Below are 26,393 nucleotides of genomic sequence, written 5' to 3' on the forward strand. Positions count from 1 at the left end.
CAAACGATCCTCGCAGGCCAGCGCCGGCCCCGCGCCATCCGCTTGTCCACCTGTCAGTGATCCGACACCCCTTGTGCCCAACAGTGGATCGCCCGCACGAGGCGGGCGATGACGGCGGCGGGAATCGTCGGGCGTTCAGGTGCTGCGACTTCAGCCCTTCACATAGACCCGGGTGCCGAGCGGGACGCGCTCGTAGAGGTCGATGATGTCCTGGTTGAGCAGGCGGATGCAGCCCGAGGACACCTGCTGGCCGATGCTCCACGGCTCGATGGTGCCGTGGATGCGGAACATGGTGTCGCGGTCGCCGTCATAGAGATAGAGCGCGCGCGGGCCGAGGGGATTGGTCTCGCCGCCCGGCAGGCCGGCCTGGTAGGGTCCGTAGCGCGCGGGCTGGAGGCGCACCATGTTGGCGGTGGGCGTCCAGTGGGGCCACTTCTCCTTGCGCTTGATGGTGGCCCAGCCGCGGAACGAATAGCCCTGCTTGCCGACGCCCACGCCGTAGCGGATCGCCGTGCCGTTGCGGCCGATGAGGTAGAGGAAGCGCTCGTTGATATCGACCACGATGGTGCCGGGCGCGTAGCCGGCCGGGGCCGGAACCTCCTGCCGCAGCCACTTGGGGTCCACCTCGGAGAGGTCCACCGCGTCCACCGGGAAGGGCTCGCCGTCCACCGGGCCGTACATCATGTTCGCGCGGCTCAGCGGAGCCGGCGGCGGATTGGTGACGCACGCGGCCAGCGCCAGCGGCGCGCCCATGACGAACAGGCGGCGGCCCATCACGGGCACGTCGGCACCCTTCACCATTTCGGCCGTAGCTCGGGAAGCCTTGACCAGAACCTTCGGGAACAACCGGGGCAGGAACCGAGGCATGCTTTGACCACTCAGACGATGCGAGACCCTACGACGCACACAACGCACGACGCCGCGCTTCAGTTTCCTGTCTGCGCTCCGTTGCATTGAAGCCGGATAAGGTGGCGTTAAGGTTAACGCCCGAAGGTTGAAGCCCAACCTTGGGCGGGGCTGCCCAGCCATTTCCCTGATCTAGCATCTTCCCGCCGGTGGGGGGTGGCGCATGGGCCACACCCGGCCCGCCATGTGCATCGCACAAACGTGAAAGTCCTGTTGGCGACGCCGCGTCAGTCGGCCCGCCCCAGCTTCGGGCAAGCTACGCGGCCTAGCCCTTTGCTGGCATCGCGCGCTGCACAGGGTGGCGCTGAAGCGGCGCGGCATCGCCGCCGAGGACAGGACGAACAGCATGACGGCAAGCGCGCTGCGGGCCAGGCCCGAGCCCCTGCATTCCGGGCGAGATCGGGCAGCCAGGGAATTCGGCACGGTGGCCACCGGCATGGCGGCGCAGCTGATGGCGGCTCTGCCATGGGGTGTGCTGCTGTGCGAGGGCCGCGGCCTCGCCGTGGTGCAGGCCAATGCGGCGGCCACCGAACTCCTGAACGCCGTCGCCTCGGGCCTCGCCACATCCCCGGCGGGGCTTCAGGGGATGCCCCTCGGCGCGCTTCATCCGGCGCTGGCGGATCTCGGCCGCCACATCGCCGAGCCCGGCTTCCTGCCGCGCGAGCTGAATCTCGCGGTGGCCGGCGAGACGCTGGCCGTGACCCTCTCGGCCCTGCGCGACCGGCACGGCGTCATCGCCCATGTGATGGTCACGCTGCGGGCCGACACCGCCCGCGCCGCGCTGGAGGCCCGCACGCAACGGCTCCAGCAGATGATGGAGAACATGCCGGTGAACATCATGACCTGCGATCGCGAGACGCTGGTCATCGATTATCTGAACCGCACCAGCATCGAGACCCTGCGGCGCATCGACTCCCATTTGAAGGTCAAGGCCGACCAGATGCTGGGCACGTCCATCGACGTGTTCCACAAGCACCCCGCGCACCAGCGCGGCCTCCTCGCCGATCCGGCGAACCTGCCGCACAACGCGCGCATCCGGGTGGGGCCGGAGACGCTGGACCTGCGTGTCTCGGCCATCTTCAAGGCGGATGGCAGCTATGACGGCCCCATGCTCACCTGGGACGTGGTGACGGCCGCCGTCGCCACCGCCGAGGGCGTGACCGCGGTCGGCCAGGAGATGACACAGACCTCCGAGGCCGGCCAATCGGCCTCCGCCGAACTGCTCCAGCTCACCGAGCGGACCGAGGAGATGTCCACCGCCGTGTCAACGGCGGCGCAGGAGATGTCTGCCTCGTTCACCGGTATCTCGCACCAGATCGAGCGTGCCACCACCATGTCGCAGGAAGCGACCCAGCGAGCCGTGCGCACCAACGAGCTGGTGGAGAGCCTTGCCACCAGCGTCGGCCGCATCGGGAATGTCACCACCCTGATCGAGAAGATCGCGGCCCAGACCAATCTGCTCGCGCTCAACGCCACCATCGAGGCGGCGCGCGTGGGCGAGGCGGGCAAGGGCTTCGCGGTGGTGGCGCAGGAGGTGAAGGCGCTGGCGCTCCAGACCGCCAAGGCGACGCAGGACATCCGCCATCAGGTGGAGCAGGTGCAGCAGGACGGCGGCGTCGCCGTCGAGGCGGTGTCCGACATCACCCGCAGCATTTCCAACCTGGGCGACCTGTTCGTGGAGCTGTCCGCGGCCATGGCGCAGCAGTCGTCCACCTCGCGTGCCGTCAGCGAAAGCATCGACGGTGTCTCCCATGCCGCGTCCGACATCCGCCGCGCGGCGGTGGGCGTGCGGTCAATTGCCGATCATGTGGCGGGCTATGCCGATCGCCTGCGCCGCGAGGTGTCTGCCCTGCTGCGCCGCTGATCGGCTCTAATCCCTCCTCCCCAAACGGAGGCGCGGCCGTTCGCCAGGCCGCGCGCCGCCTCGCCCCGCCCCCGCCCGGGCGAGGGGTGACGGCCCGCCCGCTTCCCCCGGGTGGGCCGCACGCCGTTGGGAGGCATCAGCCGGGTTCGAGGCCGAGCTCCCGGCAGGTGCCCTCGCTCTCGCGCGCCAGCTGGTCGAAATGGGCGGCGCGGTTGTTGCCCGCGCGCCAGAAGAAGCCCATGTCCCGCGTCGCCGGCCAGCCTTCCACCGTGAGCAGGGCGATGTGGTCCTGCACGCGGAATTCCGAGCGCGCGTAAAGCTCGGGGAAGAGCGACAGGCCCATGCCCATGATGACCATCTGGCGCAGGGCATCGAGGCTGGTTCCCTCGTAATCCTCCCGCACCTGGGCGCCGGAGGCGGCGGCGAGCGCCCGCGCGCTCTCGAACAGCTGATGGCCGCGCCCGAGGGTGAGCAGCCGCTCGCCCTTGAGCTGGGCGATCTCCACGCTGGCGCCGTCCGCGAGGCGATGGTCCTTGGCGGCGCCGAGATAGATGGCTTCCCGGCACAGGCGGCGGAAGGTGAGCACCGAGCCGGACAAAGGCTGCGGTCCGAGGCCGCAATCGAGATTGCCAGCGGTGACTTCCCGCTCGATCACCGAGGGGCGCTCCTCGCGGATATAGATCTGGAGGCCGGGATAGCGCCGGTGCAGCACCGGCAGCAGGTGGGGCAGGAAATAGGGCCCGAAGGTGGGCGCGACGCCCAGCCGGATCAGCCCGCCGAGATTGTCCGCCCCGGTGGCGGCGGTGGCGACGATATCGTCCAGCGCCTGAAGCACGGCACGGGCCGAAGCGATGATCCGCTCGCCGACGGCGGTGGGGATCACGCGGCCGCGCGTGCGGTCGAACAGCGGCGTGCCGAGCTGCTCTTCCAGCAGGGCCACCTGCACGGAGAGCGTCGGCTGGGAGACGTGGCAGCGCTTGGCCGCCGCGCCGAAGTGCCCGGTCTCGGCAAGGGCGACCACATATTCGAGCTGGCGATGGCGCGGCCGGAAGGGCATGGCGGTTTCATAGTCCAGAGCTATAATGAATATAGCGACTATGGATTGGAGCTATCAAGCGTCCGGCCCCATCCTTTCTCCATCGAAAGGAGGTTGTCGTGGACCAGTTCATGAAATCGCTGACGACGCGCCACAGCCTGATCGAGGAGGAGATCTCCTCCGAGCAGACGCGGCCCGAGCCCGATCGCACCCGCGTGCTCGCGCTGAAGAAGATGAAGCTCCGCCTGCGCGACCAGATCGAATATCTGCGCCGGGAGGGGGCCGACATGGCCCGCGTCGTGGTGGTCCGCCGCAAGAGGTGGGCCGAAATTCCTCTCAAGCCGGCGAGATAGGCGGCACCTGTCCCGCGCGCCCCCCAGCGCTCGGCCCCTTTCCCTCAACACGCGAGGTCCGGGCCCCTCTGACGGGCGCGGATGCGGCCCGGCCTGTCCCAGCTGCCCGGGGCAGGCCGGGTCCGTGCCCGCCCGCCATGTCGGTCCTCCTATCCGGTTTCCTGCCCGGCGCCGCGAGCCTCGCGGGCCGCCGGTGCCGCAGGCCACTGACAGGACCGTGCCATGGACCAGCTGATCGCTCTTCTCTTCCTCGATGTCGCCGGCAAGCCGCTCTGGCTCTGGCTCGGCTTCCTCGCCATCGTCTTCGCTTTGCTCGCCTTCGACCTGGGCGTGCTGCACCGCGACTCGCGGGAAATCGGCATCGCCGAAAGCCTCAGGCTCTCCGTCTTCTACATTGCGGTCGCGGCCGTGTTCGGCGGCTGGATCTGGGTCTCCATGGGGCCACAGGCCGGCATGCAATACTTCACCGGCTATGCCATCGAGAAGGCGCTCTCCATCGACAACGTCTTCGTCATCTCGCTGATCTTCAGCTACTTCGCCATTCCCCGCGCCTATCAATACCGGGCGCTGGTGTGGGGCATCATCGCGGTGCTGGTGCTGCGCGGCCTCATGATCGGCGTGGGCGCGGCGCTGGTGCAGTCCTATGACTGGGTGCTGCTGCTGTTCGGCGCGTTCCTTGTCGTCACCGGCATCAAGATGCTGTTCGCCAGCGAAGGCGAGACGGACATCTCGCAGAACAAGGCACTGCGCTTCCTCACCAGGCGCATGCGGGTGACGCCCGAGCTGCACGGCGAGCGCTTCTTCGTGCGCCAGCCCCATCCCGTCACCGGCAAGGCCGTGCTTTGGGCGACGCCGCTGTTCCTCGCCCTCGTGGTGATCAATATCGCGGACTTCGTGTTCGCGGTGGATTCGGTGCCGGCGATCTTCGCCATCACCACGGACACCTACATCGTGTTCACCGCCAACATCATGGCCATCCTCGGCCTGCGCGCCCTCTACTTCGCGCTGGCCGCCATGGTTCACCGCTTCTCGCACCTGAAGTACGCGCTGGCCGGCGTGCTCGTCTTCATCGGCGGCAAGATCTTCTGGAGCTACGTCTTCGGCAAGGTGGACCCGGCCATCTCGCTTGGCGTGACGGTGGCGATGATCGGCGCCGGCATCCTCTTCTCGCTCTGGCGCACCGGCGGCGGGACGGACGTGAAGCACGCGGCGTGAGCTGCCTGAAACGAAAGAAGCCCCGTCCGGCCGGACGGGGCTTCTGCTTTTGGGTCGGCGTCAGGCTCAGAAGGCGAGGGCCCTCAGAACGCGAGGGCCCTCAGAAAGCGAGGGCTTTGGCCGCCTTCACCTGCGGCAGGGCCTGCACCTTCGCCAGCAGCTCGGCGGGCACCGCGCCATCCACCGCCACCAGCGCGATGGCATCGCCGCCCGCATGGTCGCGGCCGAGGGCGAAGGTGGCGATGTTGATGCCGGCATCGCCGAGGAGACCGGCGAAGCGGCCGATGAAGCCGGGCTTGTCCTCGTTGGTCACATAGACCATGGCGGGGGCGAACTCGGCATCCACCTTGATGCCCTTGATGTTGACGATGCGCGGATGGCCGTCCGCGAACACCGTGCCGGAGACGGAGCGCTCGAACTGCTCCGTCACGACAGTCACCGTGATCAGGCTCTCATAGTCGCCGGTGGCGGCGCGGGTGGTCTCCTCGATCACCACGCCGCGCTCCTTGGCGACGGAGGGGGCGGAGACGACGTTGATGTCGGCCAGCGCCGGGCGCAGCAGGCCGGCCACGGCCGCCGAGGTCAGCGCCTTCACCTTCAGGTCCGCCACCGCGCCCTCATAGATGATGCGCACGGTCTTGATGTCGGTGTCGGTCAGCTGGCCGGCGAAGGAGCCCAGCTTTTCGGAAAGCTCGATGAAGGGCTTGAGCTTCGGCGCCTCTTCCGCGGTGATGGAGGGGAAGTTCACCGCATTGGAGATGGCGCCGGTCAGGAGATAATCGCTCATCTGCTCGGCCACCTGCAGCGCGACATTCTCCTGCGCCTCGGTGGTGGCGGCGCCGAGGTGCGGCGTGCAGACCACGTTGGGATGGCCGAACAGCGGGTTGGTCTCGGCCGGCTCGACGGTGAACACGTCGAAGGCCGCGCCGGCCACGTGCTTCGAGTCGAGAGCCGCGCGCAGCGCCTCCTCGTCCACCAGGCCGCCGCGGGCGCAGTTGATGATGCGCACGCCCTTCTTGGTCTTGGCGAGGTTCTCGGCCGAGAGGATGTTCTTGGTCTTCTCGGTGAGGGGCGTGTGCAGGGTGATGAAATCGGCGCGGGCGAGGAGGTCGTCCAGCTCCACCTTCTCCACGCCGAGGTCGAGGGCGCGCTCGGGCGAGAGGAAGGGGTCGAAGGCGATGACCTTCATCCGCAGCCCCACGCCGCGCTCGGCGACGATGGAGCCGATGTTGCCGCAGCCGATGATGCCGAGGGTCTTGCCCGTGACCTCGACGCCCATGAAGCGGTTCTTCTCCCACTTGCCGGCCTGGGTGGAGGCATCCGCCGCCGGGATCTCGCGGGCGAGGGCGAACATCATCGCGATCGCGTGTTCGGCGGTGGTGATGGAATTGCCGAACGGCGTGTTCATCACGATCACGCCCTTGGCGGTCGCGGCCGGCAGGTCCACGTTGTCGACGCCGATACCGGCGCGGCCGATGACCTTGAGGCGGTTGGCCTTCTCCAGGATCTTCGGCGTCACCTTGGTGGCCGAGCGGATGGCGAGGCCGTCATAATTGCCGATGATCTCGGCGAGCTTGTCCTTGTCCTTGCCGAGGTCCGGCTGGAAATCCACCTCGACGCCGCGGTCCTTGAAGATCTGGATGGCGGCCGGGGAGAGCTTGTCGGAGATGAGAACGCGGGGTGCCATGGGATGGGCTCCGTTTCGCGAATGGGATGGGCCGAACCGCGCACGCAGCCGTCATGGCCGGGCTTGTCCCGGCCATCCACGTGGATGGTCCGGGCGCACCTTCGGCCGTGGCGCCGGCGGCTCGACGTGGATGCCCGGGACAAGCCCGGGCATGACGATGTTCAGGAGGCGGCGCAGGCCGCCGCAGTCATCCGATCGAAATCACGCCGCCTTGGGCAGCGCGGACTTCGCCTCGGTGAAGGCCCAGTCGAGCCAGTGGGTCAGGGCTTCCACGTCGGCACGCTCGACGGTGGCGCCGCACCAGATGCGCAGGCCGGGAGGGGCGTCGCGATAGGCGCCGATGTCGTAGGCGATGCCGCCCTTCTCGAGGCCCGAGGCGATGGCCTTGGCGAAGGCCGCCTGCGCGTCGGCGGGAAGCGCGGTCACGTCCGCATCCACCACCTTCAGGCACACGGAGGTGTTGGAGCGCGTCACCGGATCGGTGGCGAGGAAATCCACCCACGGGGTGCGGTGCACCCACTGGGCGATGGCCTCGAAGTTGCGGTTGGACCGCTCCTGCAGCGCCGAGAGGCCGCCGATGTTCTTCGACCACTTGAGCGCATCGAGATAGTCCTCGACGCACAGCATGGACGGGGTGTTGATGGTCTCGCCCTCGAAGATGCCTTCGATGAGCTTGCCGCCCTTGGTCATGCGGAAGATCTTGGGCAGGGGCCACGCCGGCTTGTAGCTCTCCAGCCGCGCCACCGCGCGGGGGGAGAGGATGAGCATGCCGTGGGCCGCCTCGCCGCCGAGGACCTTCTGCCAGGAGAAGGTGACCACATCGAGCTTGGCGAAATCGAGCTTCTGCGCGAACGCCGCCGAGGTGGCGTCGCAGATGGTCAGGCCCTCGCGGTCGGCCGGGATCCAGTCCGCGTCCGGCACCATGACGCCGGAGGTGGTGCCGTTCCAGGTGAAGACCACGTCGTGGGTGAAATCGACGCTCTTGAGGTCCGGCAGCTCGCCATAGGGGGCGGTCAGCGCGCGGGCATCGGTGAGCTTGAGCTGCTTGACGACATCCGTCACCCAGCCCTCGCCGAAGCTTTCCCAGGCCAGCATGTCCACCGGGCGCGCGCCGAGCACGGACCACAGCACCATTTCCACGGCGCCGGTATCAGAGGCGGGGACGATGCCGATGCGGTAGTCGGCCGGGACTTCCAGCACCTCACGGGTGAGGTCGATGGCTTCCTTCAGCTTCACCTTGCCGACCTTGGCGCGGTGCGAGCGGCCGAGGGGGGCGTCGGAAAGCCCTTCCAGCGTCCAGCCGGGACGCTTGGCGCAGGGGCCGGAGGAAAAATTGGGGTTCTCCGGACGCGTGGCCGGAGCAGGATTCGTCGTCATGCAGTCCATCCTTACAGATGGGCGCCTCCCGTTGGGGGGAGGTGTCCCGCAGATGGGGTTACGCCTGAGGGGATGGGGCGTCAAGGGTGATGAGGGGGCGGGTGCCGAAGGCTTGATCTTGGCGCTTAATTTGGGGGCAGGTGGAGCGAACCGGTTCACCTATATCCAATGCTGCCATGTGAAAAATCTTGCGGTGGCCAGAAATATCAGCGATGCGCCTGAAAACCCTAAAAACAGGCAGCACACCTGCATTCTCATTGCGAACGCAATGGCTGCTTCATCGCGGACTCCGACGTTCCTCCAAGCTTTTTCCTTCCGCGTGCGGGTATCTGCCATCGAGAAAATAAACGCTACGATATGTTGACGTGACCATTCTGGGATTTTTGTTTTTGCCTTATTGATGAAATAAATCGCGATATAGGTATAAGTGGAAGGCGTAATTACAATTAGAACGTAGAAAAATGGATTGAAGCTATCTTGGATCATGGCCCGTCAATCCGGGGGGTTTACCCATATTCTCAATCATTCCCGTCAAACCGCGCATCATCGCCGATCAGCTCGTGCCGCAGCATCTTGATGATGGGAAAGCCATAGCCTGACCCGGGCTCGCCCCAGCGCAGCCGGCCTTCCTTGTGGGCGTCGCTCATGTAGAGGCGGGAGCCGATCGCCTGCAGGGTGAGATGGAGCGCCTGTGCGGAATCAAGGCCGTAGGTGGTGCTCACCGCGAGTCCCTCCGGCCAGTGAATCTCGGCGCGGCAGCTCCAGTCCACAGTACCTTCCACCGGCGCGAAGATGCGGACGTGGACGGGGACTTCGGTGCCGTCCTGCGTGAGCATGAGCACCCGTTCCGCGATCATCATGACGCCCCCTCCGCCGCCTCCACCCGCCGCGCCTTCACCCGCACGCCCACGAACGCCGCGATGAACACGCCCGTCATCAGCAGCACGATGGTGGGGGCGGGTGCCGAGTCCAGGAAGAAGGAGAGGTAGACGCCGGCGAGCGAGCAGGAGACGGCCACAAGAACCGCCGTCACCAGCATCCAGCCGAAGCGCTTCGTCACGAGAAACGCGATGGCCCCCGGCGCGATGAGCAGCGCCACGGCGAGGATGATGCCCACGGCTTTCAGCGCCGCGACGATGGTCAGCGAGAGCATCACCAAGAGGCCGTAGTGCAGGAGGCCGGTGTGGAGCCCCACCGCCTTCGCCTGCGCGGGGTCGAAGGCGTTCAGCAGCAGATCGCGCCATTTGGCGAGCAGCACCAAGGTCACGAGGCCGGCGATGATCGCGCTTTCGGCGATGTCGCCCCAGCTCACGCCCAGCATGTCGCCGAAGAGGATGTGGTCGAGATGCACGTCGGTCTGGATCTTGGTGTAGAGCACCAGCCCCAGCCCGAACATGCCGGAGAAGACCACGCCCATGACAGTGTCTTCCTTCACCCGGCTGTTCGCCTTGAGATAGCCGGTGCCGAGCGCACAGATCATGCCCGCCACGAAGGCGCCGAAGGCCAGCGGCAGGCCGGCCATATAGGCCAGCACCACGCCCGGCAGCACCGCGTGGGAGACGGCATCCCCCATCAGCGACCAGCCCTTCAGCACCAGGAAGCAGGAGAGCAGCGCCATGGGCACCGCCACCAGCGCGGCGATGACGAGGGCGGTCTGCATGAAATCGAACTGGAAGGGCGCGAGAAGGCTCATGCCGCGCCCTCCTTCAGCGCCTCGGCCGCCTGCCGCCGCGCCGCCAGCACGCCGTGCTTGGGGGCGAAGACGAAGGCAGTGAGGAAGATCAGCGTCTGCAACACCACGATGATGCCGCCCGTCGCGCCATCAAGGAAATAGGAGGCATAGGCGCCGACGAAGCAGGTGGTCGCGCCGATGGCGACGGACAAGGCGATGAGGCGGGGGAAGCGGTCGGTGAGGAGATAGGCGGTGGCGCCCGGCGTCACCACCATGGCGATGACGAGGAAGGCGCCAACCGTCTGCAACGCCGCGACGGTCGAGGCGGCAAGCAAAGTGAAGAACATCACCTTGAGCGCGGTGGGCTTCAGGCCGATGGAGCGGGCGTGGCTCTCGTCGAAGAAGGTCACCATCAGGTCCTTCCAGAAGACGAGCAGCAGCGCGAGCGAGACGAAGCCGATGATGGCGAGCTGCAAGGTGTCGCCGGGCGAGATGGCGAGGATGTTGCCGAGCACGATGGTCTGCACGTTCACCGAGGTCGGCGACAGCGAGACCATGAACAGGCCGAGCCCGAAGAAGGAGGTGAAGATGAGGCCGATGACGGCATCCTCCTTCAGCTTGGTCCGCTCCTGCAAGAACAGCATCGCCCCTGCCGCCAGCGCCCCCGCGAAGAAGGCGCCCACCGAGAAGGGCAGCCCCAGCATGTAGGCCCCCGCCACGCCCGGCACGATGGAGTGCGACAGCGCATCGCCGATCAGCGACCAGCCCTTGAGCATCAGGAAGGCGGAGAGGAAGGCGCAGACGGCCCCCACCAGCGCCGACACCCACATGGCGTTGACCATGTAGGAATAGGTGAAGGGTTCGAGGAGGAGGGTCATGGCGCCGTCCTCCGGCACCGGCCCGCATCCCGGCCGACCGCAGCGGAGCGCGAGCGCAGCGGAGGGAGAGCCGGGATCCAGCGCAACGACATGCCGAAGGCGCCGTGCTTCGGAGACCGCTGGATTGGGGCTGCTGCGCAGAAGTCTTGCGCTGGGCCCCGGCTCGGCGCTCCAGCTGCGCTGTCGCTTGTCCGGGGCGCGAAGGCGGTTCCGGTCGCCATCACCCGATCCCCTCGGATGAGCCCGCCGTGCCGCTCTGGGCGGGGCGGTCCTTGTAGAGGACGAGGGGGCGCTCGTCGTCGGTGAGCACGCCCAGCGTGCCGGGCGTCGTCGCGTGGCTCTCGTCCAGCACGAAATGGCGCAGCACGCCGCCGAAGGCCTTCTCAAGATTGGCCTGCGTGAACACCTCGGAGGTGAGGCCGTAGGCGAGCACGGTGCCCTTCACCAGCACGGTGCGGTCGCAGAATTCCGGCACGGAGCCGAGATTGTGGGTGGAGACGAGCATCACCCGCCCCTCGTCGCGCAGGGCGCGCAGGAGGCCGATGATGGCGTCCTCGGTCTTCACGTCCACGCCGGTGAAGGGCTCGTCGAGCAGGATCACGCGGGCGTCCTGCGCCAGCGCGCGGGCGAGGAAGACGCGCTTCCTCTGCCCGCCGGAGAGCTCGCCGATCTGCCGCGTGCGGAAGTCCAGCATGTTGACGCGGGCGAGCGCCGCCTCCACCGCCGCGCGGTCGGCGGCGCCGGGAATGCGCAAGAGGTTCATGTGGCCGTAGCGGCCCATCATCACCACGTCCTCGACCAGCACGGGGAAGGTCCAGTCCACCTCCTCGGCCTGCGGCACATAGGCGACCACGTTGCGCTTCAGCGCCTCGGGCACGCTCATGCCGAGAATGCGCACCTCGCCCCGCGCCGCCTTGAGGAAGCCCATGATGGTCTTGAACAGGGTGGACTTGCCCGAGCCGTTCACCCCCACCAGAGCGGTGATGGTGCCGGTGGGAATGGCGAAGCTGGCATCGCGCAGGGCGGTGTGCCCGTTGCGATAGGTGACGGTGACATGCTCGACCAGGATGCCGGCGCCGGCCTCGGCGAGGTTTTGGCGGGAAAGGGGAGCGTTCATGGCTTGGCGCTCCCGGTCAGCCCGGCGGCGATGGTGCCGCTCGTCACCTTCAGGAGGTCGAGATAGGTGGGCACCGGCCCGGAGGGGTCGGAGAGGGAGTCCACATAAAGCACGCCGCCGTAGCGCGCGCCGGTCTCCCGCGCCACCTGCTTGGCCGGCTCGGCGGAGATGGTGCTTTCCGAGAAGATGACCGGGATGTGGTCCTTCCGCATCAGGTCCACCACGCGGCGCACCTGCTGGGGCGTGCCCTGCTGGTCGGCGTTGATGGGCCAGAGATAGAGCGGCTTCAGCCCGAAGTCGCGGGCGAGGTAGGAGAAGGCGCCCTCGCTGGTGACAAGCCAGCGCTGCTCCGCCGGCACTTTCTCCAGCTCGGCGCGGATGGGGTCGATGGCGGCGGTGATCTTCGCCTTGTAGGCGGCGGCATTGGCCGCGTAGGTCGCGGCGTTGGCCGGATCGTACTTCACCAGCGCGTCGCGGATGTTGTCCACGTAGATCAGCGCGGCGGAGGGCGACATCCAGGCGTGGGGGTTCGGCTTGCCGCTGTAGGGGCCGTCCGTGATGCCCATGGGCTCGACGCCCTGCGACACCACCACGCTCGGCACGTTCTTGAGGCGCGAGAAGAATTTCTCGAACCACAGTTCCAGGTTCAGCCCGTTCCACAGGATCAGGTTCGCGCCCTGCGCCTTGATGAGGTCGCCGGGGGTGGGCTGGTAATTATGGATCTCGGCGCCGGGCTTGGTGATGCTCTCCACCTGCGCGGCGTCGCCCGCCACGTTCTTCGCCATGTCGGCGATGACGGTGAAGGTGGTGACCACCTTGAACGGCGCGGCCGCGCGGGCGGGGTTCGAGACGAAGAACGCCGCCGCGGCGGCGAGGGCGAGCGCCGGAAAATGCCGGCGGGACAGGACAAAGGCGTCGGGCACGGGAATGCTCCGGTCCGGCGGTCGTGACGGGCGCGGCCGCCTTAGTTGCGATCAATTCGCAAAAATTACCGCACCCTTCCTGCAATTGCAACTTATTCGCAATAAAGGTCGAGCTACAGCGTCTCTTTCTGCGCCGCGGCCGCCGGCTCCGCAAGACCGGGCCCAGCGTCAACAGGGGCCGCGATGTCCATGGAAACCGAGGGATCGGCCCGGTTTCCGCCTTCCACCGCCTGCTCTGCGGCGGCCGCGCCGGCGATGTCGTTTTGGGAGGTCTCCAGCACGTGCGCCAGCATGCCGCGCGCCACCTCCCGCTCGCCCATGATGATGAAGTTGGCCCCGCTCTGCCGCAGGTGCTCCACCTCCGCATCCGAATGGGCGCGGGCGACGATCTCGATGGCGGGATTGAGCTGGCGTGCCTTCTTCAGCACGTTGCTCGCCTCGAACCCGTCCGGGATGGCGAGGATGATGCGGCGCGCTCCGGCGACATTGGCCGCCGCGATGGCGGGGGCGGAGGCGGCGTTGGCGTTCACCGCTTCGATGTCCAGGCGCTTCAGCTCCTCCAGCCGGTCGCCCTGGTCCTCGATGACGAGGAAGGGCGTGCCCGCCGCCTTCAGTCCGTCGGCGACGAGGCGGCCGACCCGGCCGTAACCGACGAGCACGGTGTGGTTGGCGAGCGCGGTTTCCGGCAGGGCCGGGACAGGCTTGGGCGCGGGCTTGGGCGCGGGATGGGGCGCCGGGGCGGGCGCAGCGGCAGCAGGGGCCGCCTTTTCGGGCCGCAGCGGCGCATGGCGCGCGCGGTAGCGGTCCAGCACCAGGAAAAAGAAGGGGTTGGCGAGGATGGAGATGATCGCCGCGGCGAGGATCAGGTCGCGTCCCTCGGCCGGCAGCAATTGCAGGTCCACGCCCAGCGCCACGAGGATGAAGGAGAATTCGCCGATCTGCGCCAGCGAGGCGGAGATGGTGAGGGCGGTGGAGTTGCCGTAGCCGAACGCCCGCACGATGAAGAAGGCGGCGAGCGACTTGCCGAACAGCACGATCAGCACCGTCACCAGCAGCGAGACCGGGCTCTTCACCACGATGGAGGGGTCCACCAGCATGCCCACCGAGACGAAGAACAGCACGGCGAAGGCGTCGCGCAGGGGCAGCGTCTCCTCGGCGGCGCGGTGGGAGAGGGGGCTCTCGCTCAGCACCATGCCGGCGAAGAAGGCGCCCAGCGCAAACGAGACGCCGAACAGCTTGGCCGAGCCGAACGCCACGCCCAGCGCGATGGCCAGCACAGCGAGGCGGAACAGCTCGCGCGAGCCGATGTGCGCCACCCAGTGCATGATCCAGGGAATGACGCGGCGGCCCACCACCAGCATCAGCACCACGAAGCCGGCGACCTTGACCAGCGTGACGGCGAGGGTGGTCCACACGTCGCCGCCGAGGCCCAGCCAGTCGATGGTGCCGGTGGTGACGGTCCGTCCGCCGAGCGCGCCGGACAAAGCGGGCAGCAGCACCAGCGCGAGGACCATGGCGAGGTCCTCGACGATGAGCCAGCCCACCGCGATGCGCCCCTGCTCGCTCTCCACCATCCGCCGCTCCTGCAACGCCCGCAAAAGCACGACGGTGGAGGCGACGGACAAGGCGATGCCGAAGACGAGGCCGGCGCCGAGATTCCACCCCAAAGCCCAGGCGAGGCCCATGCCCATGACGGTCGCCGCCGTGATCTGCACGATGGCGCCGGGGATGGCGATGGCTTTCACCGAGAGGAGATCGGACAAGGAAAAGTGCAGGCCGACGCCGAACATGAGGAGGATGACGCCGATCTCCGCCAGTTCCAGCGCCAGATGCTCGTCGGCCACGAAGCCGGGGGTGAACGGCCCCACGAGCACGCCGGCGAGGAGATAGCCCACCAGCGGCGACAGCTTGAGGCGCTGCGCGATGGCGCCGAGCACGAAGGCGAGGACGAAGGCCCCGACGAGGGTCGCAATGAGCGGCGTGTCGTGGGGCAAGCGTGTCCTCCATGCTGCAATGGCGCCGCCACACGCCTTAGGGCGCAGCATGACGACAGGTCTGGGATGAGGGCCAGTGCGACGGCTGCCGCGACCCGACTTCATGATGCGCGCAGAACACGGCGCTGTCATGGCAGAGGTAACGGAGCGGCAGGTTTTTCGCGGGTTGCCGGCCCTTCCCGGCCAGCGACCTTGCCGTCACCGGCCCCGTCCTCTAAGACGCCCCAACCCCTTTATTGACCGAGCGGGACACAGGTCCCGAAGCATCATGGCCAAAGAATTCAAGCCGAAGGCGCGACTCCCGCGCGGCCTTGTCGACCGCACCGGTGCGGAGCTGAGCGCCACCCGCGCCATGCTGGAGAAGATCCGCGCCGTCTACGCGCTCTACGGCTTCGAGGCGCTGGAGACCCCGGCCATCGAATATACCGACGCGCTCGGCAAGTTCCTGCCCGACCTCGACCGGCCCAACGAGGGCGTCTTCTCCTTCCAGGACGACGACGAGCAGTGGCTCTCCCTGCGCTACGACCTCACGGCGCCGCTGGCGCGCTACGTGGCCGAGCATTTCGAGCAGCTGCCCAAGCCCTACCGCTCCTACCGGGCGGGCTACGTCTTCCGCAACGAGAAGCCCGGCCCCGGCCGCTTCCGCCAGTTCATGCAGTTCGACGCCGACACGGTGGGCGCCCCCTCGGTCGCGGCGGATGCCGAGATCTGCATGATGGCCGCCGACACGCTGGAGGCGGTGGGCATTCCGCGCGGCTCCTATGTGGTGAAGGTGAACAACCGCAAGGTCCTCGACGGCGTGATGGAGGCCATCGGCCTCGGCGGCGATGAGAATGCCGGCCGCCGCCTCACCGTGCTGCGCGCGATCGACAAGTTCGACAAGTTCGGCGCCGAGGGCGTCGCGCTCCTGCTCGGCCCCGGCCGCAAGGACGAGAGCGGCGATTTCACCAAGGGCGCGGGCCTCGATGAGCGTCAGGCGTCCGTGGTGCTGGCCATGCTCACGGGCAAGGGCGTGCGCGCCACCGATGTGGGCGTCGAGGTGGAGCTGGACGACGTCGCGCTTGCCGCCGCGCTGGCCGGCAATGCCGCCTTCCAGGAAGGCATGGCGGAATTGAACGACATCCGCACCCTGCTCGCCGCCGGCGGCTATCAGGACCGGGTGAAGATCGACCCTTCCGTGGTGCGCGGCCTCGAATATTACACCGGCCCCGTCTACGAGGCGGAACTCACCTTCGAGATCACCGACGAGACCGGCCGCCCCGTGCGCTTCGGTTCGGTAGCGGGGGGAGGGCGCTATGACGGCCTCGTCGCCCGCTTCCGCGGCGAGAAGGTGCCGGCCACCGGCTTCTCCATCGGCGTCTCCCGCCTGCTCGCGGCTCTCGCCTTCCTCGGCAAGATGGATGCGGACGCCGAGGTCGGCCCCGTCGTGGTGCTGGCCATGGACAAGGAGCCGGCCCGCATTGCCGACTACATGAAGATGGTGTCCGAGCTTCGCGCCAACGGCATCCGCGCCGAGATGTATCTCGGCGGCGCCGGCATGAAGGCGCAGATGAAATATGCCGACCGCCGCGGCGCCCCGGCCGTCATCATCCAGGGGTCGAACGAGAAGGACGCCGGCGAGGTCCAGATCAAGGATCTGGTGGAAGGCGCGAAGATCGCCGCCGGCATCGCCGACAATGCGGAATACCGCGCCGCCCGCCCCGCCCAGTTCGCGGTGAAGGAGAGCGAGATGGTCGCCGCCATCCGCGACGTGCTGGAACGCCGCGCGGCGCCGTCTCTGGGACTGGACGACTGAGCCCTCCCGCCGTCCCCTGAACGAAAAAGGGCCCGCCTCCGGCCGGAGGCGGGCCCTTTTCTGTCTGGCTCCCCCGCCTCAGAGATAGGCGAGGCGGCGGTCGCGGCGGCGGTCCTGCACCGGCTGGTAGGCGATGCGGGCGTGGGTCTGGCAATAGGGCATGCCCGGATTGGCCTTGCCGCCGCAGAAGTGGAAGCTCTCGGTGCCCGGCTCGCCCAGCGGCCAGCGGCAGGTGCTCTCGGTGAGCTGCATGATGGTGCAGCCCTGGGTCATGGGCACCACGTTGTCGCTCATGACGGGAGCGGGCGCCGGTGCCTCTTCCGGTGCCTCGTCCAGATCGGCCGCGAGGGCGGTGTTGCCGATGGTGGTCGGCCGCTGCGGCCGCGCCTGGTTGTCGGGGCGACCGGCGGGGGCGCCCATCGGCCCGTTCATCGGACCGGCCTTGGCCGGCGCCGTTCCGCTGGCGCGGGGACGCGCCGGGGCAGGGGCGGCCTTCGCCCGGCCGGACAGGCCGAGGCGATGCACCTTGCCGATGACGGCATTGCGCGTCACCTCGCCAAGCTCGGTCGCGATCTGGCTCGCGGAGAGGCCTTCGCTCCAGAGCTTTTTCAAGAGTTCGACGCGCTCGTCATTCCAGCTCATCGCTCTTCTCCATTTGCCGCATCTACTTGCCGCATTTCAACCGGCAGCATCTCAAGAACGCCGCGGGCGCCGGAAACGCTCGGCGCCGCTTCAGCCATGGGCGGGAACGCCGGTTGGGGCGCGTCCCGGATCGTGATTTCCGCAGGGCGGACTCCCTCCCCGTTCCCGTGCGCGGCAAAGCGCTCGGATGGACCCGGATCGCGGTTCCTGGAAGAGGGTTCCTGATGCCCCTGCGCACGACATCTCGTGGCTGACCCTCAAGAACCTACAATATGGCCGGTCCCTGCAACAGAGTCGGCAAGGGGTCGCGGAGCGTTTTCCCCAGCTCCTTAAGGCTTCGTTTACCCTTGTGCGGCGGCCGGTCGCGGTCCCGATTCGCATCATGGCAGGCGATCGGTTGACCTCGTGCGCGTGTTCATTAGAATCGCGCGGTCGGGCCGCCCCCGCATGGGCGGCCTTTTTTAGTTTGTGCGCGCGGCCGGGCCGAAACCCCGCTGTCGCACGTTGTTCGCAAACCCGTGCAACCTCGAAGGCCAGGAAGCCTGCATCGAAGTCCACCAGGAGGATAGTGTGATCACCCCCGTTCTGCCGACCTACGCACGCATCGACCTCCAGTTCGAGAGGGGAGAGGGCTGCTGGCTCGTCACGACGGACGGGCGACGTTTCCTCGACTTCACCGCCGGCATCGCCGTGAACGTGCTGGGCCACGCCAATCCCTATCTCGCCGCCGCGCTCTCCGAGCAGGCGACGAAGCTGTGGCATGTGTCCAACCTGTTCCGCATCCCCGGCGCCGAGAAGCTGGCCGACCGGCTGAAGGCCGCGACCTTCGCGGACACCATGTTCTTCACCAATTCCGGTGCGGAAGCGCTGGAGTGCGCCATCAAGATGGCGCGCCGCTACCAGTATGTGAGCGGCCATCCCGAGAAGAACCGCATCATCACCTTCGAGGGCGCCTTCCACGGCCGCACGCTGGCGACCATCGCCGCCGGCGGCAACCCGAAATATCTCGAAGGCTTCGGCCCGGATCTTCCGGGCTTCGACCAGGTGCCGTTCGGCGATCTCGACGCCGCCCGCGCCGCCGTGACACCCGAGACCGCCGCCATTCTGGTGGAGCCGGTGCAGGGCGAGGGCGGCGTGCGCGTGCCGCCGGCCGGCTTCCTCGCCGGCCTGCGCGAACTGTGCGACGAGAACGGCCTGCTCCTGGTGCTGGACGAGGTGCAGAGCGGTGTCGGGCGCACCGGACGCCTGTTCGCCCATGAGTGGACCGGCATTACCCCGGACATCATGTCGGTGGCCAAGGGCATCGGCGGCGGCTTCCCCATGGGGGCGTGCCTTGCCACCGAAGAGGCAGCCAAGGGCATGACGGTGGGCACCCACGGCTCCACCTATGGCGGCAACCCGCTGGCCATGGCGGTGGGCAATGCGGTGCTGGACGTGGTGCTGGAGGATGACTTCCTCCCGCGCGTGAACCGCGTCGCCGGCCGCTTCCAGCAGCGTCTCGCCGAACTGCGCGACACCCATCCGGCCGTCATCGCCGAGGTGCGCGGGCAGGGCCTGCTGCTCGGCATCAAGGCCGCCGTGCCCGCGCCCGAGCTGATCGCCGCGCTGCGCGAGGAGGGCATGCTGGTGCCCGGCGCCGCCGAGAACGTCATCCGCCTCCTGCCGCCGCTCACCGTGAGCGAGGAAGAGGTGGGCATCGCAGCCGACAAGATCGAAGCCGCCTGCCGGCGCATCGAGGCGCGCCTCGCCGCCGATCCGGTGAAGGGAGCGGCCGAATGAAGGGGAATGGGGTGCGTCATTTTCTCGATCTGTCCGAGATCCCGGCCGAGGAACTGCGCCGGGTCCTGGACTTTTCCAAGGATCTGAAGGCCCGCCGCAAGGCGGGGGAGCCGGTGGAAAAGCCGCTCGCCGGCAAGTCGCTGGCCATGGTGTTCGACAAGCCGTCCACCCGCACGCGCGTGTCGTTCGACCTCGCCATGCGCCAGCTGGGCGGCGAGACCATCATGCTCACGGGCCAGGAGATGCAGCTCGGCCGCGGCGAGACCATCGCCGACACGGCCCGCGTGCTGTCGCGCTTCGTCGACGCCATCATGATCCGCATCCTGGACCATGACGACCTGACCGAGCTGGCGAAATACGCCACGGTGCCGGTCATCAACGGCCTCACCCGCATCTCCCACCCCTGCCAGGTGATGGCCGACGTGATGACCTTCGAGGAGCATCGCGGCCCCATCACCGGCCGCTCGGTGGCCTGGACGGGCGACGCCAACAACGTGCTGGCCTCGTGGGTTCATGCCGCCGACCGCTTCGACTTCACCCTGAAGGTGGCGACGCCCAAGGAATTGTCGCCGCGTCAGGCGCTGAAGGACTTCGTGAAGCGCACCAAGGCCAAGGTGAAGTTCATGCGCGACCCGGAAGAGGCGGTGGAGGGCGTGGATTGCGTCATCACCGACACCTGGGTCTCCATGGGCGACAAGGAGGCCGAGCGCCGTCACAACATCCTCAAGCCCTATCAGGTCAATTCGGCCCTGATGGCGCGGGCGGACAAGGATGCCATCTTTATGCACTGCCTGCCCGCCCATCGCGGGGAGGAGGTGACGGACGTGGTGATGGACGGCCCGCAGTCCGTGGTGTTCGACGAGGCGGAGAACCGCCTGCACGCCCAGAAGGGCGTGCTCGCCTGGTGCTTCGACGCGGTGGGCGGCTGAGCCTTCCGCAGCGGGGACATTGCGAGCCGGGTTGAAACAGCCCGGCTCGTGAATATGTGTGGGTCCAGACACTTGAAACCATGCAACCCCCTGGACCCATGATCGTGCGCTGAGCGCTGGCATGCGGGTCCGGCACGTCCGGAGACCTTTCATGAAGGGCGAGCGCACCCGCACCGCCACCCGCGCCGCATCCGAGGCCGCGCAGGACGACATCGTCACCGCCTTCCAGGTGGATGCCCTCGACATCCGTGGCCGCACGGTCCGCCTCGGCCCCACGCTCGATGCGCTGCTCGCCCATCACGCCTATCCCCCCGCCGTGAAGCGCGTGGTGGGAGAAGCGGTGACGCTCGCCGTGCTGCTCGGCTCCTCGCTGAAGTTCGAGGGCCGCTTCATCCTCCAGACCCAGACCGACGGGCCGGTGGACATGGTGGTGGCCGACTTCGTGAGCCCCGACAAGATCCGCGCCTATGCCCGCTACGATGCCGATGCGCTGGCCGAGGCCGAGCGCCGCAACGAGACCTCGCCGGCGGCGCTGCTGGGGCGCGGCCATCTCGCCATGACCATCGACCAGGGCATCAGCACCAACCGCTATCAGGGCGTGGTCGCCCTCGACGGCTCGGGGCTGGAGGCGGCGGCGCACGAATATTTCCACCAGTCCGAGCAGATCCCCACCCGCGTGCGCCTCGCCGTGGGCGAGGAGATGAAGCCGGGCGGTAAGGAGTCCTCTTGGCGGGCCGGCGGCCTGCTCGCCCAGTTCCTGCCGCAGGACGCCTCCCGCGCCCGCATGGCCGACCTCTCCCCCGGCGATGCGCCCGAGGGCGTGGAAGAGCACAAGGTGGACGAGGACGACGCCTGGGTGGAGGCGCGCTCCCTCGTCGGCACGCTGGAGGACGTGGAACTGATCGACCGCGACCTCTCTTCCGAGCGGCTGCTCTACCGCCTGTTCCACGAGCGCGGGGTGCGCGTGTTCGATCCGCTGCCCATCGCCGCGCGCTGCTCCTGCTCGCGGGAGAAGGTCTCGGGCGTCCTCGCCTCCTTCGGCCCGGAGGAGCGGCGGGAGATGATCCAGGACGACGGCAAGGTCACCGTGACCTGCGAATTCTGCGGCCGCACCTACAAGTTCACCGCCGAGGAGGTTCTCGGCCGGGCGGACGGGTGACACTTCAGGTGTGCCGTCGTGCTCCGGTTTGGTGGGCGGGGGTAAGAGGCGGCGCCCGCGCCGCGAGAGCCGTCATCCCCCGGTTCATCCGGGGGATCCACCCCTCCGCCTGTCGGCGCCCAGCCATTAAGGCTTAGCGTCAGACCGCCCGTGGATCGCCCGGACAAGCCGGGCGATGACGGTTGAGCGGTGGAGACTCTCGGATGATGACAGCGGACCGGTGAGGGCTCCGGCAGCCCCTCACATCTCCTCCGCCGTCTTCAGCAGGAACGCATAGAGCGCCTCTGCCGCGAGGCCGATGTCGGCGGGGGCGGCGTATTCGCGGGGGTTGTGGCTGCCGTTCTCCGAGCGCACGAACAGCATGGCCATGGGCATTACGCCGCGAAACACCATGGCGTCGTGGCCGGCGCCCGAGGGTAGCCGCACGACGGGAAGCTGAAGGCCCTCCACCACCTTGGCCATGCGCTCCTTGAGCGGACCGTGACAGGGCGCGGCGGGCACCTCGTGGCCGATGTCCACGCTCGCTTTCACCCCGCGCCGCGCCGCGATGTCGGCCACGGCGGCGCGGATGTCGGCGACGGCGCGGGTCCGCAATTCGTCGGAGAGGGCGCGCACGTCGAGGGAGAATTGCACCTCGCCGGGCACCACGTTCACCGCGCTGCCGGCGATGATGAGCGTGCCGACCGTGGCCACCAGCTCCTTGCCGTCGGCCCGGCCGCGCGCCTCCACGGCGAGGATCATCTCGGCGGCGGCGGTGAGCGCATCGTGGCGCATGGCCATGGGCAGGGTGCCGGAATGGCCGGCCTCGCCCCGGATGCGCACATGCCCGCGCGAGGCCCCGGCGATGCCGGTGACGATGCCGAGGGGCGCGCCCGCCGCCTCCAGCACCGGCCCCTGCTCGATATGCACTTCCACATAGCCCAGCGTCTCGGCGGGATCGCGCCGGCAGTCGGCGACGCGATCCACCGGCGCCCCGAACGAACGCAGCGCCTCCATGCGGGAGATGCCCTGCGCGTCCACATCCTCCAGGCTCTTCGGATCGAAGATGCCGGCCATGGCCTTGGAGGAGGTGAGGGTGGAGAGGAAGCGCACGCCCTCCTCATCGGCGAAGGCCGCGACCTCGATGGCGAAGGGCAGGCGGATGCCCTGCTGCTTCAGCGCCTCCACGGCGGCGATGGCGGTGAGCACACCGAGATTGCCGTCATAGATGCCGGCGTTGCGCACGGTGTCGATGTGCGAGCCGAGGACGAGGGTCTTGGCGTTGGCCCGGTCCGCCGCGTAGCGCCCGACGATGGAGCCAGTGGCGTCCATATGGACCTGCGCCAGCCCCGCCTCCCGCATCCAGAATGACACCTGCGCCGCCGCCCTCTTGTGGGCGGGGGTCAGCGTCAGGCGGGTCATCTCGCCGGGCACGTCGGTGCAGGCGGCGAGTTCCTTCAGGCGGGAGACGATGATCTCGCCGTCGAGGGGGGAGGGGAGCGGGGCGGAACCGGGGGCAGATCGGGGCACGGAAGAGACCTTGTTCAGGGGGCGGCCGGCAGCATCTGGGAGAGGCGCAGCAGCGCGATGCGCTCGATCTGCGCCAGCGCCTCCGCAACTTCGGTGTCGCGGTCGTGGGCGAGGCGACGCTCGAAGGCGGCGAGGATGTCGGCCTTGCTGCGTCCGCGGATGGCCATGATGAAGACGAAGCCGAACTTCGCCTTGTAGGCGTCGTTCAGTGCGGTGAAGCGCGCCTTCTCCTCCGCCGTGAGCTGGTCAAGGCCGGCGGAGGCCTGCTCGGCGGCGGACTCGGCGGTGAGGAGCTTTGCTTCCGCGAGCTTGCCGGCGAGGTCGGGATGGGCGTGGATGACGCCCATCTGCTTCTCAAGGGGCGCAGCGCGCAGCACGGCGGCGAGGGCTTCGTTGAGGCCCTCGGCCGTGTCGGCGCGGGTGGTGAGGCCACGGTCGTAGGCGCCTTCCGCGATCCAGGGCGAATGCTCGTAGACGCCCCCGAACCGCTCCACGAACAGGCCGCGCGGCATGTAGGTGGGCCGGTATCCGCCGGCGGGCGGGTGATGGGCGATCCAGTGGCGGGCGATGTCGAGGCGGCGCGCCACCCACACTTTCTCGTGGCCGGCGATGTAGTCGAGGAAGCGCGCCAGCGCCTGCGCCCGGCCCGGCCGGCCCGCGAGGCGCGGATGGAGGCCGATGGACATCATGCGCGGGGCGGTGGCCCCCTCGGCATAAAGCAGGTCGAAGCTGTCCTTCAGATAGTCGAAGAATTCGGTGCCGTTGGAAAAGCCTGCGGCCACGGAGAAGCGCATGTCGTTGGCGTCCAGCGTGTAGGGCACCACAAGCTGCGGGCCGCGCGGCCCATAGATCCAGTAGGGCAGTTCGTCCGCATAGCTGTCGGCCACATAGAGGAAGCCGCCTTCCTCCATCAGGAGGGGCACCGTGTGCTCGGCGGAGCGGCCCTGGTAGAAGCCGAGCGGGCGGGCGCCGGTCACCTCGGTGTGCAGGCGCACGGCCTCCTCGATATGCTCGCGCTCGGCGTCGCGGGTGAAATCCTTGTATTCGATCCACTTGTAGCCGTGGCTGGCCAGCTCCCAGCCGGCCTCCTGCATGGCGGCGACGGCATCGGGATTGCGGGCGAGGGCGGTGGCGACGCCGTAGACGGTGGCCGGCATGTTGCGCTCGCCGAACAGGCGCAGCAGCCGCCAGATGCCGACGCGGGCGCCGAACTCGTAGACGGACTCCATGTTCATGTGCCGCTGGCGGGGCCAGGGCACGGCGCCGATGATCTCGGAGAGGAAGGCCTCCGAGGCATTGTCGCCATGGAGCACCGAGTTTTCGCCGCCCTCCTCGTAATTCACCACGAACTGCACGGCGATGCGCGCATCCCCCGGCCAATGGGGGTGGGGCGGATTGCGGCCGTAGCCCACGAGATCGCGCGGATAGGGCTTGCCGGTGACGGGATCGGTGGGGATGCCGGAATTGTCGCGGCCGGTGAAGGGAGCGGGCATGGGCTCAGGACCCCCGATAGGTGGAATAGCTCCACGGGGAGCAGAGCAGCGGCACGTGATAGTGCCCCTCGATCAGGGTCACGCGCAGGGGCACCACGTCGAGGAAAGGCGGGTCGGCCACCGGGGCGCCGGTGGCGCGGAAATGCGCGCCGATGTGGAAGACCAGCTCATAGGTGCCGGGGAGGAAATCGTCGCCCGCGAGCAGGGGGGTATCGGTGCGGCCGTCCGCATTGGTGCGGCGGGTGGTGACGAGGGTGCGCCCGCCATCGGCCGTCAGCCGGTAAAGTTCCACCGCAACATCGGCGGCCGGGCCGCCGGAGACCGTATCGAGCACGTGAGTGGACAGGCGCCCCATCGTTTCCTCGTCCTTCCTGACTCTCTGGCGCCGCGCCCGGCGGAAGCCTTGCGGGTGCAGGGCCGGCAGCCGGGCGAACGCTCCGCTGCGCGGCAGCATAACCCGCGCCGGGTGGATCGATTTTCCAAAAAAATCGGAAGATATTCCGATTACCACACGTATTTCCCCGGCTCGGGAATTGATCTCCAATGAGGCATGCCGATGCGTTGGGCAGTGCCCGTTCGGAGCCGCGCCGGAGCGTTGCCGTCGCCAACAAATTTGAAGAACGCCCTTCCTGATTTCGATCGCTCTTCCTTTGGGGGAACCAGATGTCACAAGCCGTTCATCCCGTAGACGAAATCCTGCCGGCGCCGAAACTCGCCGCGCTCGGCCTCCAGCATGTCCTCGTCATGTATGCCGGCGCGGTCGCGGTGCCGCTCATCATTGGCCGCGCGCTCAAGCTGCCGCCGGAGCAGGTGGCGTTCCTGATCTCGGCTGACCTGTTCGCCTGCGGTCTCGCGACCCTGGCCCAATGCCTCGGCTTCCTCGGGGTGGGCATCCGCCTGCCGGTGATGATGGGCGTCACCTTCGCCTCGGTCGGCCCCATGCTGTCCATGGCCAACGATCCCGCCATCGGCATCCTCGGCATCTATGGCTCGGTCATCGCTGCCGGCATCTTCGGCATCGTCGTCGCGCCCTTCATCTCGCGCCTGCTGCCTCTGTTCCCGCCGGTGGTGACGGGCACCATCATCATGGTGATCGGCATCTCCCTGATGCGTGTCGGCATCAACTGGGCCGGCGGCGGCATTCCCTTCCTCACCCAGACCATCGACGGCAAGGTGGTGCAGGTCGCCAATCCCAATTACGCCCAGCTCCAGGGCCTCGGCATCGCCCTGTTCGTGCTGCTGGTGATCCTCGCCTTCATCCGCTTCGGCAAGGGCTTCGTGGCAAATGTGGCGGTGCTGCTCGGCATCATCGCCGGCGCGATCCTCGCCTCGGTCATCGGCATCATGCACTTCGAGAAGGTGGCGGCAGCGCCGTGGTTCGACGTCATCCTGCCGTTCCACTTCGGCATGCCCACGTTCCACCTCGTGCCGATCATCACCATGTGCATCGTGATGATCGTGGTCATGATCGAGTCGCTGGGCATGTTCCTCGCCCTCTCCGACATGACCGGCAAGCCGGTGGACGAGAAGGCGCTGGCCCGCGGCCTCAGGGCCGATGGCGTGGGCACGCTGCTCGGCGGCATCTTCAATACCTTCCCCTACACCTCCTTCTCGCAGAATGTGGGCCTCGTCGGCGTCACCGGCGTGCGCTCGCGCTGGGTGACGGTGACGGGCGGCGTCATCATGCTCGGCCTCGGCCTGATGCCGAAGATGGCCGCGCTGGTGGAGGCGGTGCCGCAGGTGGTGCTGGGCGGCGCGGGTCTCGTGATGTTCGGCATGGTGGCCGCCACCGGCGCGCGCATCCTCACCGGCGTCGATTTCAAGACCAACCGCAACAACCTCTTCATCGTCGCCATCGCGGTGGGCTTCGGCATGATCCCGCTGGTGTCGCCCAACTTCTTCAAGGCGCTGCCGCATGAGCTGCATCCGCTCTTGGAGAGCGGCATCCTGCTCTGCGCCATCGTCGCCGTGGCGCTCAACGTGTTCTTCAACGGCGTGAAGAAGACCTCCACCGAGGAGATCGTCGCCGCCGCCAAGCAGGCCGAGGCGCACTGATGATGCCATC

23 protein-coding genes are annotated in these 26,393 nt (G+C 68.1%); 8 read left to right on the plus strand and 15 right to left on the minus strand.

Annotation, left to right across the window (positions count from 1 at the left end; translation table 11 throughout):
* Positions 1–150: 150 nt before the first annotated feature.
* Positions 151–801 carry a L,D-transpeptidase gene (locus A37E_RS0111995; RefSeq protein ID WP_029556806.1) on the minus strand — a complete coding sequence of 217 codons (651 nt, stop codon included), beginning with the start codon at positions 799–801 and terminating at the stop codon, positions 151–153.
* A 529-nt stretch (positions 802–1,330) separates the two neighbouring features.
* On the opposite strand from A37E_RS0111995, the gene A37E_RS0112000 reads away from it, so the two are divergent.
* Entirely contained in the window at positions 1,331–2,770 is a 1,440-nt protein-coding gene (locus tag A37E_RS0112000) for a methyl-accepting chemotaxis protein (RefSeq protein ID WP_051678970.1), read from the plus strand.
* Between the two features lie 136 nt (positions 2,771–2,906).
* On the opposite strand, the gene A37E_RS0112005 is transcribed toward A37E_RS0112000, so the two are convergent.
* The gene (locus tag A37E_RS0112005; RefSeq protein ID WP_029556808.1) at positions 2,907–3,827 is read right to left on the minus strand and encodes a hydrogen peroxide-inducible genes activator; all 921 of its coding nucleotides are present in this window, start codon (positions 3,825–3,827) and stop codon (positions 2,907–2,909) included.
* A gap of 98 nt (positions 3,828–3,925) precedes the next feature.
* On the opposite strand from A37E_RS0112005, the gene A37E_RS0112010 reads away from it, so the two are divergent.
* Positions 3,926–4,159, plus strand: coding sequence for a DUF465 domain-containing protein (locus A37E_RS0112010; protein ID WP_024277194.1), 234 nt, complete (start codon positions 3,926–3,928; stop codon positions 4,157–4,159).
* Positions 4,160–4,381: 222 nt separating this feature from the next.
* The gene (locus A37E_RS0112015) at positions 4,382–5,374 is read left to right on the plus strand and encodes a TerC family protein (RefSeq protein WP_029556809.1); all 993 of its coding nucleotides are present in this window, start codon (positions 4,382–4,384) and stop codon (positions 5,372–5,374) included.
* Positions 5,375–5,474: 100 nt separating this feature from the next.
* Here A37E_RS0112015 and serA read toward each other — a convergent pair whose 3' ends face one another.
* The 9 genes from serA to ybaL form a co-directional block, all read right to left on the minus strand.
* Entirely contained in the window at positions 5,475–7,061 is a 1,587-nt protein-coding gene (gene serA / locus A37E_RS0112020; protein ID WP_029556810.1) for a phosphoglycerate dehydrogenase, read from the minus strand.
* Between the two features lie 201 nt (positions 7,062–7,262).
* Positions 7,263–8,438 (minus strand): phosphoserine transaminase, encoded by a 1,176-nt coding sequence (locus A37E_RS0112025; RefSeq protein ID WP_029556811.1) that lies wholly within the window; start codon positions 8,436–8,438, stop codon positions 7,263–7,265.
* A gap of 159 nt (positions 8,439–8,597) precedes the next feature.
* The gene (locus A37E_RS26875; RefSeq protein WP_156026299.1) at positions 8,598–8,924 is read right to left on the minus strand and encodes a hypothetical protein; all 327 of its coding nucleotides are present in this window, start codon (positions 8,922–8,924) and stop codon (positions 8,598–8,600) included.
* Positions 8,925–8,956: 32 nt separating this feature from the next.
* Positions 8,957–9,298, minus strand: coding sequence for a hypothetical protein (locus tag A37E_RS0112030; protein ID WP_029556812.1), 342 nt, complete (start codon positions 9,296–9,298; stop codon positions 8,957–8,959).
* Positions 9,295–10,131 carry a metal ABC transporter permease gene (locus A37E_RS0112035; RefSeq protein ID WP_029556813.1) on the minus strand — a complete coding sequence of 279 codons (837 nt, stop codon included), beginning with the start codon at positions 10,129–10,131 and terminating at the stop codon, positions 9,295–9,297. Before A37E_RS0112035 ends, A37E_RS0112030 begins: the two co-directional genes overlap by 4 nt.
* Positions 10,128–10,988 (minus strand): metal ABC transporter permease, encoded by an 861-nt coding sequence (locus A37E_RS0112040; RefSeq protein ID WP_029556814.1) that lies wholly within the window; start codon positions 10,986–10,988, stop codon positions 10,128–10,130. The genes A37E_RS0112035 and A37E_RS0112040 overlap by 4 nt, the downstream gene beginning before the upstream one ends.
* A gap of 220 nt (positions 10,989–11,208) precedes the next feature.
* Positions 11,209–12,105: a manganese/iron ABC transporter ATP-binding protein gene (locus A37E_RS0112045; RefSeq protein ID WP_029556815.1), complete on the minus strand. Its 897-nt coding sequence runs from the start codon at positions 12,103–12,105 to the stop codon at positions 11,209–11,211.
* Positions 12,102–13,028 (minus strand): metal ABC transporter substrate-binding protein, encoded by a 927-nt coding sequence (locus A37E_RS0112050; RefSeq protein ID WP_051678971.1) that lies wholly within the window; start codon positions 13,026–13,028, stop codon positions 12,102–12,104. The genes A37E_RS0112045 and A37E_RS0112050 overlap by 4 nt, the downstream gene beginning before the upstream one ends.
* A 113-nt stretch (positions 13,029–13,141) precedes the next feature.
* Positions 13,142–15,022, minus strand: a complete 1,881-nt coding sequence (gene ybaL / locus A37E_RS0112055) for a YbaL family putative K(+) efflux transporter (RefSeq protein WP_081837564.1) — start codon at positions 15,020–15,022, stop codon at positions 13,142–13,144.
* Positions 15,023–15,290: 268 nt separating this feature from the next.
* Here ybaL and hisS point away from each other — a divergent pair, with 268 nt between their 5' ends.
* Positions 15,291–16,817, plus strand: coding sequence for a histidine--tRNA ligase (gene hisS, locus A37E_RS0112060; protein ID WP_029556818.1), 1,527 nt, complete (start codon positions 15,291–15,293; stop codon positions 16,815–16,817).
* A 78-nt stretch (positions 16,818–16,895) separates the two neighbouring features.
* On the opposite strand, the gene A37E_RS0112065 is transcribed toward hisS, so the two are convergent.
* The gene (locus A37E_RS0112065) at positions 16,896–17,459 is read right to left on the minus strand and encodes a GcrA family cell cycle regulator (RefSeq protein ID WP_029556819.1); all 564 of its coding nucleotides are present in this window, start codon (positions 17,457–17,459) and stop codon (positions 16,896–16,898) included.
* A gap of 570 nt (positions 17,460–18,029) precedes the next feature.
* On the opposite strand from A37E_RS0112065, the gene A37E_RS0112070 reads away from it, so the two are divergent.
* The 3 genes from A37E_RS0112070 to A37E_RS0112080 all read left to right on the plus strand — a co-directional run bounded on the left by A37E_RS0112070 (position 18,030) and on the right by A37E_RS0112080 (position 21,326).
* Positions 18,030–19,238, plus strand: coding sequence for an aspartate aminotransferase family protein (locus A37E_RS0112070; RefSeq protein WP_029556820.1), 1,209 nt, complete (start codon positions 18,030–18,032; stop codon positions 19,236–19,238).
* Positions 19,235–20,167, plus strand: a complete 933-nt coding sequence (gene argF / locus A37E_RS0112075) for an ornithine carbamoyltransferase (RefSeq protein ID WP_029556821.1) — start codon at positions 19,235–19,237, stop codon at positions 20,165–20,167. The genes A37E_RS0112070 and argF overlap by 4 nt, the downstream gene beginning before the upstream one ends.
* Before the next feature lie 151 nt (positions 20,168–20,318).
* Entirely contained in the window at positions 20,319–21,326 is a 1,008-nt protein-coding gene (locus A37E_RS0112080; RefSeq protein WP_029556822.1) for an Hsp33 family molecular chaperone, read from the plus strand.
* Positions 21,327–21,566: 240 nt separating this feature from the next.
* On the opposite strand, the gene A37E_RS0112085 is transcribed toward A37E_RS0112080, so the two are convergent.
* From A37E_RS0112085 to uraH, 3 genes are read right to left on the minus strand one after another with little or no spacing between them, the layout of a single operon-like run.
* Positions 21,567–22,835 carry an allantoate amidohydrolase gene (locus A37E_RS0112085; protein ID WP_245279320.1) on the minus strand — a complete coding sequence of 423 codons (1,269 nt, stop codon included), beginning with the start codon at positions 22,833–22,835 and terminating at the stop codon, positions 21,567–21,569.
* A 14-nt stretch (positions 22,836–22,849) separates the two neighbouring features.
* Positions 22,850–24,328, minus strand: a complete 1,479-nt coding sequence (gene puuE, locus A37E_RS0112090) for an allantoinase PuuE (RefSeq protein WP_081837565.1) — start codon at positions 24,326–24,328, stop codon at positions 22,850–22,852.
* A 4-nt stretch (positions 24,329–24,332) separates the two neighbouring features.
* Positions 24,333–24,683: a hydroxyisourate hydrolase gene (gene uraH, locus A37E_RS0112095; protein WP_029556825.1), complete on the minus strand. Its 351-nt coding sequence runs from the start codon at positions 24,681–24,683 to the stop codon at positions 24,333–24,335.
* Between the two features lie 308 nt (positions 24,684–24,991).
* On the opposite strand from uraH, the gene A37E_RS0112100 reads away from it, so the two are divergent.
* Entirely contained in the window at positions 24,992–26,383 is a 1,392-nt protein-coding gene (locus tag A37E_RS0112100; RefSeq protein WP_029556826.1) for a nucleobase:cation symporter-2 family protein, read from the plus strand.
* Positions 26,384–26,393: the final 10 nt, after the last annotated feature.

The organism is Xanthobacter sp. 91 (genome assembly GCF_000702385.1).
Taxonomy (GTDB): domain Bacteria; phylum Pseudomonadota; class Alphaproteobacteria; order Rhizobiales; family Xanthobacteraceae; genus Xanthobacter; species Xanthobacter aminoxidans.

Excerpts from the sequence above, each read along its gene's own strand:
- A37E_RS0112035 (WP_029556813.1), bottom strand. The coding sequence starts at position 10,131 with ATGAGCCTTCTCGCGCCCTTCCAGTTCGATTTCATGCAGACCGCCCTC.
- A37E_RS0111995 (WP_029556806.1), bottom strand. The coding sequence starts at position 801 with ATGGTGAAGGGTGCCGACGTGCCCGTGATGGGCCGCCGCCTGTTCGTC.
- serA (WP_029556810.1), bottom strand. The coding sequence starts at position 7,061 with ATGGCACCCCGCGTTCTCATCTCCGACAAGCTCTCCCCGGCCGCCATC.
- A37E_RS0112005 (WP_029556808.1), bottom strand. The coding sequence starts at position 3,827 with ATGCCCTTCCGGCCGCGCCATCGCCAGCTCGAATATGTGGTCGCCCTT.
- uraH (WP_029556825.1), bottom strand. The coding sequence starts at position 24,683 with ATGGGGCGCCTGTCCACTCACGTGCTCGATACGGTCTCCGGCGGCCCG.
- A37E_RS0112040 (WP_029556814.1), bottom strand. The coding sequence starts at position 10,988 with ATGACCCTCCTCCTCGAACCCTTCACCTATTCCTACATGGTCAACGCC.
- A37E_RS26875 (WP_156026299.1), bottom strand. The coding sequence starts at position 8,924 with ATGATCCAAGATAGCTTCAATCCATTTTTCTACGTTCTAATTGTAATT.
- A37E_RS0112045 (WP_029556815.1), bottom strand. The coding sequence starts at position 12,105 with ATGAACGCTCCCCTTTCCCGCCAAAACCTCGCCGAGGCCGGCGCCGGC.
- hisS (WP_029556818.1), top strand. The coding sequence starts at position 15,291 with ATGGCCAAAGAATTCAAGCCGAAGGCGCGACTCCCGCGCGGCCTTGTC.
- A37E_RS0112080 (WP_029556822.1), top strand. The coding sequence starts at position 20,319 with ATGAAGGGCGAGCGCACCCGCACCGCCACCCGCGCCGCATCCGAGGCC.
- argF (WP_029556821.1), top strand. The coding sequence starts at position 19,235 with ATGAAGGGGAATGGGGTGCGTCATTTTCTCGATCTGTCCGAGATCCCG.
- puuE (WP_081837565.1), bottom strand. The coding sequence starts at position 24,328 with ATGCCCGCTCCCTTCACCGGCCGCGACAATTCCGGCATCCCCACCGAT.
- A37E_RS0112065 (WP_029556819.1), bottom strand. The coding sequence starts at position 17,459 with ATGAGCTGGAATGACGAGCGCGTCGAACTCTTGAAAAAGCTCTGGAGC.
- A37E_RS0112025 (WP_029556811.1), bottom strand. The coding sequence starts at position 8,438 with ATGACGACGAATCCTGCTCCGGCCACGCGTCCGGAGAACCCCAATTTT.
- A37E_RS0112015 (WP_029556809.1), top strand. The coding sequence starts at position 4,382 with ATGGACCAGCTGATCGCTCTTCTCTTCCTCGATGTCGCCGGCAAGCCG.
- A37E_RS0112030 (WP_029556812.1), bottom strand. The coding sequence starts at position 9,298 with ATGATGATCGCGGAACGGGTGCTCATGCTCACGCAGGACGGCACCGAA.
- A37E_RS0112100 (WP_029556826.1), top strand. The coding sequence starts at position 24,992 with ATGTCACAAGCCGTTCATCCCGTAGACGAAATCCTGCCGGCGCCGAAA.